This is a genomic window from Pseudomonas inefficax, assembly GCF_032164165.1.
GTDB classification, from domain to species: domain Bacteria; phylum Pseudomonadota; class Gammaproteobacteria; order Pseudomonadales; family Pseudomonadaceae; genus Aquipseudomonas; species Aquipseudomonas inefficax.
In genome coordinates this window covers 4,766,108-4,779,617 of the sequence record NZ_CP134401.1, presented here as the reverse complement: position 1 = coordinate 4,779,617, position 13,510 = coordinate 4,766,108, and the positions used below count along the sequence as shown (strand labels likewise).

Below are 13,510 nucleotides of genomic sequence, written 5' to 3'. Positions count from 1 at the left end.
CCCTACCCTTACGCCTCCATCAAATTTTCAGTGATGATCAGGAGTGCATTAGCAGCGGGCTCATGGAGGATTGGATTAAGGTCAGGCAGTTCATCTTCGGCGTGTCTCCCCCATCGAATGCGAACCTACATCTGTAGGAAAGGGCCGATCCCGGTGTAGGATTGGCACACCTTACGCCTTCACCCCGCGCTACAGAGCAGCAAACCACGGCGCTCGCCATCGCATCTGGGTCGAAGGTCTCGGAGAACGCCAGCGTTCGGCGCGCTCTCGAGCGGATCCACTGGCATGGAGTATTTGCATTGAAGCAACGCGGCGTGGCACTTAACCAGATCCTCTTTGGTCCACCCGGTACCGGGAAAACCTATGCGACGATCGACTTAGCTCTGGAGATTCTGGACCCTGAGACGCTGCGGGAGCACTCAAAAAACCGCGCCGTCCTCAAGCGTCGGTTCGATGAACTCGTCCAGCAAGAACGGATTCGCTTCGTCACATTCCACCAAAGCTTCAGCTACGAAGACTTCGTAGAGGGCTTGCGCGCCATGACCGATGAAAGCACCCAACAATTGCGCTATGAAGTCGTGGATGGTGTTTTCAAATCAATCTGTGAAGCCGCAGCAGCCAAGGTGACGCACCAAGCTCAAGGCCCAAGTGACCTTAGGGGACGACGTGTCTGGAAGATGTCCCTCGGTAATACACTAGGGGATGACTCCCACGTTTATCAGGAGTGCCTACAGGGCGGCTACGTGCTGCTCGGGTATGGCGATGCTATTGACTTTTCCGGGTGTACCAGCCGCCTGGAAGTGCAACAACGTTTCGCTTCAGCTGGCGTAATGCCCGCCAACCCGGCCAATGACTATGGCATCACCAGCGTCACAGCCTTCGTTACGCGTATGAAGATTGGTGATTTGATCGTCGTATCCGATGGCAACTTCAAATTCCGCGCGATCGCAGAGGTGACCGGCGATTACCAGTACAAGCCTCACCCAGAGTTCGATGCCGGCTACTCGCAGATGCGCTCAGTGAAGTGGCTACGTGAGTACGCCCCTTCCCTGCCGCACACCGAGTTGCTCAACGGCCAGTTCAGCCAAATGACCTTGTATGAGATGAGCAGCACCACCTTGGACCGGGACAAGCTGGCCGGGCTTCTCGGTAACGTAGCCAGTAGCGGAGAGCTCGCTCTGCAAGTCGATCAACGTTTCGGCAGCTATGTAGTGCGTAAAGTTGGCAGCGAACAAATCGAATTCGATAAGCCTAGCGGGGGCAGTCTGCCACTGCCGTTGAGCATCATCCGCCAGCTCCTCACCTACGTTCAGGGCGGCCGTATAACGGTTGAGGACATTCGACAGAAACGGGTATTCGAACGGGTAGCCGAGTCCGACCTAGAGAAGTACCTCGTCAACGGCTATCAGAACCTTTTCGCAGCGCTAGTGGAGCGTCTGCTTGAGCCGACCGAGGCGCCAAGGCTCAATGATGCGCGAGTGCTCATTATCGATGAAATCAACCGCGGCAATATGTCTCGAATATTCGGCGAGCTCATCACCTTGATCGAGCCCAGCAAGCGAGCCGATGCCGATGAAGCACTCTCCGTGATGCTGCCGTATTCGAAAAAACCGTTCAGCGTCCCCAGCAACCTGTTTCTGATCGGCACAATGAACACTGTCGATCGCTCGCTTGCAGGTCTGGATATTGCTCTACGACGCCGCTTTACTTTCCGGGAAATGCCACCCAAACCCGAGCTGCTAGACGATGTGGTGATTAATGGTCAACTCAACATCGGACAACTGCTGCGCGTGATGAACCAGCGGATAGAAGCGCTGCTGGATAGGGATCACCGCTTGGGTCATGCCTATTTCATGCCGTTGCAAAACGACAATTCGATCACGCGGCTGGAAGAGATTTTTCACAATCAGATTCTTCCATTGCTGCAGGAATACTTCTTCGAGGACTGGCAACGCATAGCCTGGATCCTCAATGACCATCGCAAGCCAAGCTGTGATCAATTCGTCCAACAGCGCCCGAGCCAAGCGGAAGCTTTGTTTGGTAGCGAAATCGCTCTCGGCCTTGAGAAAGCGTCTTGGGAATTAAACGACGAAGCCTTTCAACGCTTGGAAGCCTACCTCAGCATTCTCGACATCCAGCTGCCGAGCAGCGTACAAGCCGTAAAGCGCGAAGCCTCATCGGGCGATTTGGTCTTGCGAGAACTCGCCAGTGGCTCCATCGAAGTACTACGCCAAGGACAGCGACAACAACCCACATACCCAGCGCTACGGGAATTGGCGAACACGATCGGGTTGAGCATGCACGGAGAGACCGGCAATAGATTAAACACCCGTCGCTTGGGGCGTCAGCTACTTAGCCACCTACAGAATCAAGAATCGTGAAAACAACCGTCACGATCCGCGAATACGCACGCCTCACGACACAAGAAGTGCAGCCTTCGCTCGATTTAGCCCAGGTCTCACAAAGCGCGTTCGATTGGCTGTGTGACTTCAGCGGGTGCTCGGAAGCCAGTGGCGCAAGCGTCCTAAAGCTTACAAATCGGCGCACTTTGAAGTGGGACTCGTATGTCGGGGTGCTGGAAACCCCCTGTGGCACCCGTTTGGAAATCCTCCCTAAGCATCACGAGGAGGATGGCTGCGTAGCAAAAAGTCGCCAGTTGCTACGTAAGCTGATTCAAAACGCGCTTCAACTGAAACCGCGAAAAGCAGGAGCTGCAAACGTCGAAGCGTTTGATGCACCACTCAGCGAGTGGGTGATGGAGCAGTTCCTAAACGAGCTCGATTTGTTGCTCAAGCGCGGCATACGCTTTGATTACGAACGGGTCGAGGAAGAGCAGCGTTACCTCAGAGGTCAGTTGAATGTGGTAGCGCAAATGCGCCAGCCACCGGGGCGACAGCACCACTTTCAAATTCGCCATGACATATTCTTACCGGACCGTGCTGAGAACCGCCTGCTTAAGCTTGCGCTGGACCAGGTTGCGAAACTCACGACTAGCCCCCGAAACTGGCGACTTGCAACTGAACTACAGGCATTAACGGCAAGCATTCGAGGTAGCCGCAATATCGCTCAAGACCTACAGGCCTGGAGCGATGATCGGTTGATGAGTCACTACAGACCGGTTAAACCCTGGTGCGAACTGATCCTTAGTCAGCACGTTCCCCTAGCACTGGTTGGTCGAACCGCCGGCATGAGCTTGCTGTTCCCAATGGAACGGCTATTCGAGCGCTATGTGCAGGATTGGCTACAACGTAACCTCATACCTGAAGCCAAGATGACCGCCCAATCGCGGAGCAAATATCTGTGCGAGCATGATGATCGGCAGATGTTTTGCCTGCGACCGGATATTTTGATCGATCTGCCTGCACAGCGGTGGATTTTGGATACTAAGTGGAAGCGAATCGACGCGGAGAAACACGAGAAAAACTATCATCTGAGCCAAGCGGATTTTTATCAGCTTTTTGCCTATGGCCATCAATACCGTACAGATGGGGGCGTACCTAACCTCTTTTTAGTTTACCCGTGTTGGTCGGGTCTGCAGGCGGGACTACCTGCTTTCGATTACGGGAGAGGCTTGCGGCTGTGGGTGTTGCCGTTTGACCTGGAAGCCGGGCGGTTGGTCGTGGATGAGCGGCATTGTGTTCCCATTCAGACGCCAAACTAGAAATCCATCTTGCCACCCTTGACAGGCTCCGCCAGGTTTTTCCTCTGAGTCGCATCTTTGAGCCGAGAGTCGGCTTAGCAGAGCGACGTTTCTTATCGTCCTTGTCGACAGTGATGGTGAATCCGGCAAGACGCTAGGCAGCTGTAGATGGCTAACGTTTCTACCAAAGCTTATTTGAATGGTCCCAAGAGTTAGCTTCCGTCCTTAGAAAGAAGCGTCCGGCAAACTCAACTTCCGAACTCCAGAATTAAGGGCGATGGTGTCCGCGTATTTTTAAGCGGACGCGATCAGTGAGCTCCATTTCCGGCGGTTGTAGAACTCGCCATGTCCTACACCGCCGAGATTCCTGTTTGGGGGTATGTCGTTACCCACAGCATTCCAACCTCACAAGGTTGTAGCTTATGAACTAGCGATACGTTAGCGGATGGCGGACGCGGGTTCAGTTCCCCCCGGCGCTCCCGAGACATGGCATGCGCACTCCGTAGCACGACCAGTGACAAGCTGCTTACGCTCCAACACAAAGAGTTCAGCCCGCAAATCCGTGCGCCCACATCGGCCCTCATCGCTTAACGCAGGGAGCATCCGCTCTGGACAGCGAATGAACCAGGGTAGCCCACCCCTTTACGGAACGCCTACGCAGTACGTGATTAATGGAACAAGCGAAGCCTTCTCAATCCCAATACACCCAGAAACAAAAAAGCCACCCGAAGGTGGCTTAGTTGTTTAAATAATGGTCGGGACGGAGTGATTCGAACACTCGACCCCTTGCACCCCATGCAAGTGCGCTACCGGGCTGCGCTACGCCCCGACTGGGCTTGAAGCATGTTCTCAATCCTACCGAGAACGTTGAAGAATGTACCCTAACCTCCTGATAAATGAAAGCTTTTTCTCAAAAAAATTTCCACTCATCAAAAATCCAGGTCACTTCTTCAACACCACCAGCACATCCTCCAACTCAACAATCATCTGCCGAATCAGCTGCTTGTACTGGCTCGACTCATCCTTGGCCTCATCACTGGAAAGCCTCAACCGAGCCCCGCCAATGGTGAACCCCTGGTCATAAAGCAGCGCACGAATCTGGCGAATCATCAGCACATCCTGCCGCTGATAATACCGCCGGTTCCCCCGCCGCTTCACGGGATTGAGCTGATCGAACTCCTGCTCCCAATACCGCAGCACATGCGGTTTTACCGCACAAAGCTCACTCACCTCACCAATGGTGAAGTACCTTTTGCCCGGTATGGGGGGCAGTTCGTCGTTATGGCTTGGTTCCAGCATAGGCCTCAACCCGGGCCTTCAACTTCTGCCCTGGACGAAAGGTGACGACGCGCCGTGCGGTGATCGGGATTTCTTCCCCTGTCTTGGGGTTGCGGCCCGGCCGCTGGCGTTTGTCGCGAAGGTCGAAGTTGCCGAAACCGGACAGCTTGACCTGCTCGTTCTCTTCAAGTGCGTGCCGAATTTCTTCAAAAAACAGCTCGACCAGCTCCTTGGCCTCACGCTTGTTAAGCCCCAGCTCCTCGTACAGCCTTTCGGCCATCTCAGCTTTCGTCAGAGCACCCATGCCGTTATTTCCTTAACGTGGTGTTCAACCTTTGTTCGAGCGAGGTGAGGATGTTTTGCAGGGTAGTGTTCACCTCATCGTCGTTAAGAGTGCGCGATGGATGCTGCCAGGTCAAGCCAACGGCAAGGCTTTTTCTATCAGGATCAATACCTTTACCTTGGTAGACGTCAAACAGCCTGAGGTCTGTAAGCCATTCGCCTGCATTGTCACGAATTACTTCAAGCACCGCGCTAGAAGCTACATCACGTCCTGCGATCAAAGCCAGGTCACGACGGGTTTCCGGGAACTTGGACAGCTCGCTGAATTTCGGCAGGCGGCCTTCGACCACATCGCCCAGCACCAGCTCGAACAGGAACACCGGGCGGTCCAGGTCCAGGGCTTTTGCCAGCTCTGGGTGGATGGCGCCAAGGTAGCCGACCAGCTTGCCGTCACGCTCGATGGCGGCGGTCTGGCCTGGGTGCAGGGCTGGGTGCTTGCCGGCGCTGAAGGTGAAGTCGCTCAGGGCGCCGGAGTAGCCCAGCAGGGCTTCCACGTCGGCTTTGACGTCGAAGAAGTCGATGCCGTCGCGGCCGTTGGCCCAGCCTTCTGGCAGGCGGCTGCCGGTGACAACGCCGGCGATCATTGGCTGCTGCTGCAGGTCGCCGAGCTGGCCGACGAAACGCAGGCCGCTTTCGAACAGGCGTACGCGGTCTTGCTGGCGGTTCAGGTTGTGCTGCAGTGCCTTGACCAGGCCCGGCCACAGGGACGCGCGCATGGCGGCCATGTCGCTGGAGATGGGGTTGGCCAGCAGCAGCGGCTCTACGCCCGGGCTGAACAGTTCGAACAGTTTCGGGTCGATGAAGCTGTAGGTGATGGCTTCCTGGTAGCCGCGGGCAACCAGCAGGCGGCGCAGGGTCGGCAGGTCACCGCGGGTTTCTGGCTTGCCTTTCGGCGCCAGGCGGGCTTGCGGGTAGCGTACCGGCAGGTTGTTGTAGCCGTACAGGCGGGCCAGCTCTTCGATCAGGTCCACTTCCAGGCTGATGTCGAAGCGGTGGCTCGGCACGTTGACCGTCCACTGCCCTTCCCCACTGTTGGTGGTGGTCAGCTCCAAGGCGTTGAGCAGCTGCTCGACCTGGGCGGGGTCCATTTCCATGCCGAGCATCTGGGTGATGCGTTCGGCGCGCAGGGTGACCGGGGCCACTTGCGGCAGGTGCTGTTCACTGACGGCTTCGACCACCGGGCCGGCTTCGCCGCCGACGATGTCCAGCAGCAGCTGGGTGGCGCGCTCCATGGCTTCGCGGGCCAGCTGCGAGTCTACGCCGCGCTCGTAGCGGTGCGAGGCGTCGGTGTGCAGGCCGTAGGAACGGGCTTTACCGGCGACGGAAATCGGCTCGAAGAAGGCACTTTCCAGGAACAGGTCGCGGGTTTTTTCGGTGTTCACACCGCTGTGCTCGCCACCCATGACGCCGGCGATGGCCAGGGCGCGGGTGTGGTCGGCGATGACCAGGGTGTCGGCGCGCAGGGCCACTTCCTGGCCGTCGAGCAGAACGAGCTTCTCGCCCTCTTCAGCCATGCGTACGCGGATGCCGCCGTTGATTTCTGCCAGGTCGAAGGCGTGCATCGGCTGGCCGAGTTCGAGCATCACGTAGTTGGTGATGTCGACGGCTGCGTCGATGCTGCGCACGTCGCTGCGGCGCAGGCGCTCGACCATCCACAGTGGGGTCGGCTTGCTCAGGTCGACGTTGCGGATGACGCGGCCCAGGTAGCGTGGGCAGGCAGCCGGGGCGCTGACTTCGACCGGGCGCACTTCGTCGTGGGCAGCCGCTACGGCTGGCACTACCGGGCGGGTGACCGGGGTGTCGTACAGGGCGCTGACGTCGCGGGCCAGGCCGGCGATGGACAGGCAGTCGCCGCGGTTAGGGGTGAGGCCGATTTCGATGCTGGCGTCGTCCAGGCTCAGGTATTGGCGAATGTCTTCGCCAACCGGGGCGTCGGCAGCCAGTTCCAGCAGGCCGTCGTTCTCTTCGCTGATCTGCAGCTCGGCAGCCGAGCACAGCATGCCGAAGGACTCGACGCCGCGCAGCTTGGCCTTCTTGATCTTGAAGTCGCCTGGCAGTTCGGCGCCGATCATGGCGAACGGAATCTTGATGCCTGGGCGGGCGTTAGGGGCGCCGCACACGACCTGGAAGGTTTCCTGGCCGTTGCTTACCTGGCACACGCGCAGCTTGTCGGCGTCCGGGTGTTGTTCGGTGGCGAGGATTTCGCCCACGACGATGCCGCTGAACTGGCCGGCAGCGGGGGTAACGCTGTCGACTTCGAGGCCGGCCATGGACAGGCGGGCGACCAGTTCGTCACGGGAGACTTGCGGGTTTACCCAACCGCGCAGCCACTGTTCACTGAATTTCATGCTGTTCTCCTAGAATGTGCGTCGATTGGGCCTAGCGGAATTGGGCAAGGAACCGCAGGTCGTTATCGAAGAACAGACGCAAATCGTTGACGCCGTAGCGCAGCATGGCCAGGCGCTCGGCGCCCATGCCGAAGGCGAAGCCCTGGAACTCTTCAGGGTCGATGCCGGACATGCGCAGCACGTTCGGGTGCACCATGCCGCAGCCCATCACTTCCAGCCAGCCGGTCTGCTTGCACACGCGGCAGCCTTTGCCGGAACACATCACGCACTGGATGTCGACTTCGGCAGACGGCTCGGTGAAGGGGAAGAACGATGGGCGGAAACGTACCGCCAGTTCTTTCTCGAAGAACACGCGCAGGAATTCTTCGATGGTGCCCTTGAGGTCGGCGAAGTTGATATCGCGGTCGATCAGCAGGCCTTCGACCTGGTGGAACATCGGCGAGTGGGTAATGTCCGAGTCGCAGCGGTATACGCGGCCCGGGCAGACAATGCGGATTGGCGGCTGGCTGGACTCCATGGTCCGCACCTGCACCGGCGAGGTGTGGGTGCGCAGCAGCATGTTGGCATTGAAGTAGAAGGTGTCGTGCATCGCCCGGGCCGGGTGGTGGCCGGGGATGTTGAGCGCTTCGAAGTTGTGGTAGTCGTCTTCCACCTCTGGGCCTTCGGCAATGCCGTAGCCGATATGGGTGAAGAACTGCTCGATGCGCTCGAGTGTACGGGTGATCGGGTGCAGGCCACCGGTGGCCTGGCCGCGGCCTGGCAGGGTGACGTCAATGCATTCGGCAGCCAGGCGAGCGCTGAGCTCTGCTTCTTCGAAGGCGGCCTTGCGGGCATTGAGCACAACGGTGACGCGCTCTTTGGCGTCGTTGATCAGCGCGCCGACTTTCGGCCGCTCTTCGGCTGGCAGGTTGCCCAGGGTCTTCATCACCTGGGTCAGCTCGCCTTTCTTGCCGAGATAGTTAACCCGGATCTGTTCCAGGGTATTGATGTCTTCAGCGCGCTCCACGGCCTCTAGGGCTTGGGAGACCAACGCATCCAGGTTTTCCATGTACAGACTCCAGATACGAAAATAGGGGAAGAGCTTTGAAGGCTCTTCCCCTATCGATGACGTTCAATGCCCGACGGCGCTAGCGCCGCCGGGTGATTGTCGCGGGTACTTAAGCCAGAACGGCTTTAGCTTTCTCGACAATCGCAGCAAACGCCGCTTTTTCGTTCACTGCCAGATCGGCCAGAACCTTACGGTCGATTTCGATCGAAGCCTTTTTCAGGCCAGCAATCAGACGGCTGTAGGACAGACCGTTGGTGCGGGCACCGGCGTTGATACGAGCGATCCACAGTGCGCGGAACTGACGCTTCTTCTGACGACGGTCACGGTAGGCATATTGACCCGCCTTGATGACAGCCTGCTTGGCAACGCGGAATACGCGCGAGCGTGCACCGTAGTAGCCTTTAGCCAGTTTCAGAATTTTCTTGTGACGCTTACGAGCGATGACGCCACGCTTAACACGAGCCATGAGTAACTTCCTCTATCTAAACCAGAATTAACGTACGCGCAGCATGCGCTCGACTTTTGCCACGTCAGACGGGTGCAGCAGGCTGGCACCGCGCAGTTGACGCTTACGCTTGGTCGACATTTTGGTCAGGATGTGGCTCTTGAAAGCGTGCTTGTGCTTGAAGCCGGAAGCGGTCTTCAGGAAGCGCTTCGCAGCACCGCTCTTGGTTTTCATTTTTGGCATGTTGGAACTCCGCATTCGATAAAAATTACACAATAATCATCAGGCCTGCCGTGCCCGGGAGATTACTTCTTCTTTTTGGGGGCGATGACCATCATAAGCTGGCGTCCTTCCATCTTCGGATGCTGCTCAACGGAGCCGTATTCGGCGAGGTCGGCTTCGACCCGCTTCAACAGCTCCATGCCCAGCTCCTGGTGGGCCATCTCACGGCCGCGGAATCTCAGAGAGATCTTGGCCTTGTCCCCATCGGTAAGGAAACGTACCAGGTTGCGTAGTTTTACCTGGTAATCCCCTTCTTCCGTCCCTGGACGAAACTTGATTTCTTTGATCTGGATCTGCTTCTGGTTCTTCTTGGCTTCGTTGGCCTGCTTCTTCTTCTCGAAGAGGTGCTTGCCGTAGTCCATCACCTTGCAGACAGGCGGTACCGCGTCTGCAGAGATCTCCACCAGATCCAGCTTCGCTTCTTCAGCGATACGAAGCGCTTCATCAATCGAGACGATGCCAACCTGCTCGCCATCAGCGCCAATTAACCGAACCTCGCGGGCCGAGATATTCTCGTTGATCGGGGCCTTCGGTACAGCACGCTTATCGTTTCTCATTTCACGCTTAATAGTCATTACTCCGATTCTTGGCGTCCACGCCGGGAAACCGCTTGTGTCAGGAGCTCAGCGAACTGGGCGACGGGCATGGAGCCCAGGTCTGCGCCTTCGCGAGTACGCACAGCAACGGTTCGTGTTTCGACTTCGCGATCCCCTATAACCAAAAGGTACGGGACCTTGAGCAAAGTATGCTCGCGGATTTTAAAGCCGATCTTCTCATTTCTCAAGTCCGACTTGGCACGGAAACCGCTACCGTTCAGGGTATTTTCCACCTCGAGGGCGAAATCGGCCTGCTTGTCGGTGATGTTCATGATCACTGCCTGGGTAGGTGCCAGCCAGGCCGGGAACACGCCGGCGTAGTGCTCGATCAGCATGCCGATGAAGCGCTCGAACGAGCCGAGGATGGCGCGGTGCAGCATGACCGGGCGAACACGGCTGTTATCTTCGGCGATATAGCTGGCATCCAGGCGTTCTGGCAGGTTCGGGTCGTACTGCAGGGTACCGCACTGCCAGTTACGGCCGAGGCAGTCGCGCAGGGTGAACTCGATCTTCGGGCCGTAGAAGGCGCCCTCGCCCGGCTGGTATTCCCACTCCAGGCCCGATTCGTTCAAGGCGTCGGCCAGCGCGCCTTCGGCACGGTCCCACAGCTCTTCGGAACCCACGCGCTTGGCCGGGCGGGTCGACAGCTTCATGGCGATGTCGGTGAAGCCGAAGTCCTTGTACACATCCAGGGTCAGCTTGATGAAGTCGGCGGCTTCTTTCTTCACCTGTTCTTCGGTGCAGAAGATGTGCGCGTCGTCCTGCACGAAGCCACGCACGCGCATGATGCCGTGCAGGGCGCCGGATGGCTCGTTACGGTGGCAGGCACCGAACTCGGCCAGGCGCAGCGGCAGGTCGCGGTAGCTCTTCAGGCCCTGGTTGAACACCTGCACGTGGCACGGGCAGTTCATCGGTTTTACCGCGTAGTCACGGCTTTCCGACGAAGTGGTGAACATGTTCTCGGCGTAGTTGGACCAGTGGCCGGAACGCTCCCAGAGAATACGGTCGACAACCTGTGGGGTCTTGATTTCCTGGTAGCCGTTGACCCGCTGGACCTGGCGCATGTACTGCTCGAGTACCTGGTACACGGTCCAGCCGTTGGCGTGCCAGAACACCATGCCCGGGGCTTCTTCCTGCAGGTGGAACAGGTCGAGCTGCTTGCCGATCTTGCGGTGGTCGCGTTTTTCGGCTTCTTCGATGCGCTGGATGTACGCAGCCAGCTGCTTCTTGTCGGCCCAGGCGGTGCCGTACACGCGTTGCAGCTGTTCGTTCTTGGCATCACCGCGCCAGTAGGCGCCGGACAGCTTGGTCAGCTTGAATGCCTTGAGGAAGCGGGTGTTCGGCACGTGCGGGCCACGGCACATGTCGACGTATTCTTCGTGGTAGTACAGGCCCATGGCCTGTTCGTCCGGCATGTCTTCGACCAGGCGCAGCTTGTAGTCTTCGCCACGGGCCTTGAACACGTCGATGACTTCGGCGCGCGGGGTCACCTTCTTGATGACGTCGTAGTCCTTGTCGATCAGCTCCATCATGCGCTTTTCGATGGCGGCCATGTCTTCAGGGGTGAAGGGGCGCTCGTAGGCGATGTCGTAATAGAAGCCTTCGTCGATGACCGGGCCGATCACCATCTTGGCGGTCGGGTACAGCTGTTTCACCGCGTGGCCGACCAGGTGGGCGCACGAGTGACGGATGATCTCCAGTCCCTCTTCATCTTTAGGGGTGATGATCTGCAGGGTGGCGTCGTTGCTGATCAGGTCGCAGGCATCGACCAGTTTGCCGTCGACCTTGCCGGCCACGGTGGCCTTGGCCAGGCCGGCGCCGATGGAAGCGGCGACTTCGGCTACGGATACGGCATGATCGAACGAACGTTGACTGCCATCGGGAAGAGTAATAACGGGCATGGCGCCTCCTCTCCTAGTGGTGACCCCTACCAAAGGTCACGTGGGTTGGGATGAGCCAGTACAAGATCCGACCTGCCTTCCCGCAAAGGAAGCCTGCCTCACAGTGGCAGAAGCCTTTCGGCTTGCGAGGGACGAACCAGAGTGACTGGGGAGAAAAAAGATAGCTGCGGCGCGCAACGGCGCAACCGCAAGCCGAGCATGCTAGCACGCAGGTTGCGCGGCCGCAGAAATATTTGGAAATTACAGCCTTTGGGTGAACTAACGCGGAAAAATTCCTATCAGACCTTGGGAAGCAACCTACTCTTGATGAGACCTGACCCAAGGAGTAACTGGTTATGCGAGTTCCGTCTCTTCTGGCCCTGGCGGCCGCTGGCGCCCTGCTGCTGCCTGTAGCTGCGAACGCTGGCAACTTCCCAGCCGGGAAGGAGGCCGCCTACATGACCCAGTGCACCCAGGTGGCCAGCGGCCAAGGCGTTGACGCCGCGACCGCGAAAAAGCACTGCGATTGCGGTGCCCAAGCCATCAAAAAGAATTTCACCGATGCGGAGATCGCCGACCTGGACAGCAACGATGGCGTTGACGCCAAGCTGATGCAGAAGGCGCAAACCGTGGTGAAGAAAGCCTGCGCACCGAAAAGCTGAAACGTTGAAGCCGACGCGGGCTAGCCATTCTTTGAGATGGATCAATATCCTGCGAAGGTAAAAGGCGCTAGATGCGCAGAATTAGACTATGATGTGTTCCGTGCTCCGTAGCCTCGGCCGCATTGCACCACTGAAAAAACTAAATGTTCTGGAGATTCACCCATGTCCAATCGCCAACAAGGCACCGTCAAATGGTTCAATGATGAGAAAGGCTACGGCTTCATCACCCCAGCAGGCGGCGGCGACGACCTGTTCGTTCACTTCAAGGCCATCGAATCCGACGGCTTCAAGAGCCTGAAAGAAGGCCAGACTGTTTCCTTCGTCGCCGAGCGCGGCCAGAAGGGCATGCAGGCTGCACAGGTTCGTCCGGAGTAATTCGGATAGCTGTAAAAAAACCCGCCCTTGTGGCGGGTTTTTTTATGGGTGTGAACTTGCTCTGGCAGATATGCCCAGCCTGTGCTGGCCTCTTCGCGGGTAAACCCGCTCCCACAGGGGACGGCGCAGACCTGGAGGCTAACGCTATCCCTGTGGGAGCGGGTTCACCCGCGAAGAGGCCGGCAAGGCATCAACCGCAGTTGACGCGAACCACCTTGCCCTGCTCGTCCACATTCAGGTTCAAGCGCTCGGAACGGTACTCCAGGGTAACCACGTCGTGCGGCTTGAGAATGCGGGCCATCTGCGAGCCACTGGCCTTGCGCGCCTGCTCCAGCAGTTCGGCGCTGGCCGGCTTGCCAATGGCGAAATCGGCGCCGCTGGCTTCGCAGCGGCCATCGTTGCCTGCCGGCGTGGCTGGCGCAGCGCCACCCGCAGAATTGCCACCAGTGCTGCAACCAGCCAGGACAGCAGCCACCGCCAGGGTTGCCAGGTAAGCACGGGTACGGAACATGAAGCCTCCTAAATCGGTACGGGAACTGTCTGATCCGACAGTTCCACTCATCATTTGTTGCAAAACCGGTCAAGTCTGCCTGAACTGGCCGGCAGAGGCGAAA

At 58.2% G+C, this 13,510-nt stretch carries 13 protein-coding genes and 1 tRNA gene; 4 read left to right on the top strand and 10 right to left on the bottom strand.

Features of this window, described 5'->3' with window-relative positions; translation table 11 throughout:
- Window positions 1–299: 299 nt before the first annotated feature.
- Both RIN61_RS21625 and RIN61_RS21620 read left to right on the top strand, forming a co-directional pair.
- Window positions 300–2,381: a DUF8426 domain-containing protein gene (locus tag RIN61_RS21625; RefSeq protein WP_313853976.1), complete on the top strand. Its 2,082-nt coding sequence runs from the start codon at window positions 300–302 to the stop codon at window positions 2,379–2,381.
- Entirely contained in the window at window positions 2,378–3,661 is a 1,284-nt protein-coding gene (locus RIN61_RS21620) for an McrC family protein (RefSeq protein ID WP_313853975.1), read from the top strand. The genes RIN61_RS21625 and RIN61_RS21620 overlap by 4 nt, the downstream gene beginning before the upstream one ends.
- 731 nt (window positions 3,662–4,392) lie before the next feature.
- Here RIN61_RS21620 and RIN61_RS21615 read toward each other — a convergent pair.
- The 9 genes from RIN61_RS21615 to thrS form a co-directional block, all read right to left on the bottom strand.
- Window positions 4,393–4,469: transfer RNA gene (locus RIN61_RS21615), tRNA-Pro, on the bottom strand.
- 113 nt (window positions 4,470–4,582) lie between these two features.
- Window positions 4,583–4,939, bottom strand: coding sequence for a MerR family transcriptional regulator (locus RIN61_RS21610; protein WP_003250681.1), 357 nt, complete (start codon window positions 4,937–4,939; stop codon window positions 4,583–4,585).
- Window positions 4,920–5,222, bottom strand: coding sequence for an integration host factor subunit alpha (gene ihfA, locus RIN61_RS21605; protein ID WP_003250679.1), 303 nt, complete (start codon window positions 5,220–5,222; stop codon window positions 4,920–4,922). Before ihfA ends, RIN61_RS21610 begins: the two co-directional genes overlap by 20 nt.
- Window positions 5,223–5,226: 4 nt before the next feature.
- The gene (pheT, locus tag RIN61_RS21600) at window positions 5,227–7,608 is read right to left on the bottom strand and encodes a phenylalanine--tRNA ligase subunit beta (protein ID WP_313853973.1); all 2,382 of its coding nucleotides are present in this window, start codon (window positions 7,606–7,608) and stop codon (window positions 5,227–5,229) included.
- A 31-nt stretch (window positions 7,609–7,639) separates the two neighbouring features.
- Window positions 7,640–8,656 (bottom strand): phenylalanine--tRNA ligase subunit alpha, encoded by a 1,017-nt coding sequence (pheS, locus tag RIN61_RS21595; RefSeq protein WP_112252431.1) that lies wholly within the window; start codon window positions 8,654–8,656, stop codon window positions 7,640–7,642.
- A 109-nt stretch (window positions 8,657–8,765) separates the two neighbouring features.
- Window positions 8,766–9,122 (bottom strand): 50S ribosomal protein L20, encoded by a 357-nt coding sequence (rplT, locus tag RIN61_RS21590; RefSeq protein ID WP_003250671.1) that lies wholly within the window; start codon window positions 9,120–9,122, stop codon window positions 8,766–8,768.
- 27 nt (window positions 9,123–9,149) lie between these two features.
- Window positions 9,150–9,344, bottom strand: a complete 195-nt coding sequence (gene rpmI / locus RIN61_RS21585) for a 50S ribosomal protein L35 (RefSeq protein WP_003250667.1) — start codon at window positions 9,342–9,344, stop codon at window positions 9,150–9,152.
- A 62-nt stretch (window positions 9,345–9,406) separates the two neighbouring features.
- Window positions 9,407–9,958: a translation initiation factor IF-3 gene (gene infC / locus RIN61_RS21580; RefSeq protein ID WP_177328455.1), complete on the bottom strand. Its 552-nt coding sequence runs from the start codon at window positions 9,956–9,958 to the stop codon at window positions 9,407–9,409.
- Window positions 9,958–11,880, bottom strand: a complete 1,923-nt coding sequence (gene thrS / locus RIN61_RS21575) for a threonine--tRNA ligase (RefSeq protein WP_085622146.1) — start codon at window positions 11,878–11,880, stop codon at window positions 9,958–9,960. Before thrS ends, infC begins: the two co-directional genes overlap by 1 nt.
- A gap of 335 nt (window positions 11,881–12,215) precedes the next feature.
- On the opposite strand from thrS, the gene RIN61_RS21570 reads away from it, so the two are divergent.
- Both RIN61_RS21570 and RIN61_RS21565 read left to right on the top strand, forming a co-directional pair.
- Window positions 12,216–12,521 carry a hypothetical protein gene (locus tag RIN61_RS21570; protein WP_215521188.1) on the top strand — a complete coding sequence of 102 codons (306 nt, stop codon included), beginning with the start codon at window positions 12,216–12,218 and terminating at the stop codon, window positions 12,519–12,521.
- 162 nt (window positions 12,522–12,683) lie between these two features.
- Window positions 12,684–12,896, top strand: coding sequence for a cold-shock protein (locus RIN61_RS21565; protein WP_003250656.1), 213 nt, complete (start codon window positions 12,684–12,686; stop codon window positions 12,894–12,896).
- Between the two features lie 190 nt (window positions 12,897–13,086).
- On the opposite strand, the gene RIN61_RS21560 is transcribed toward RIN61_RS21565, so the two are convergent.
- Window positions 13,087–13,407, bottom strand: coding sequence for an I78 family peptidase inhibitor (locus RIN61_RS21560; RefSeq protein WP_003260961.1), 321 nt, complete (start codon window positions 13,405–13,407; stop codon window positions 13,087–13,089).
- Between the last annotated feature and the right edge of the window lie 103 nt (window positions 13,408–13,510).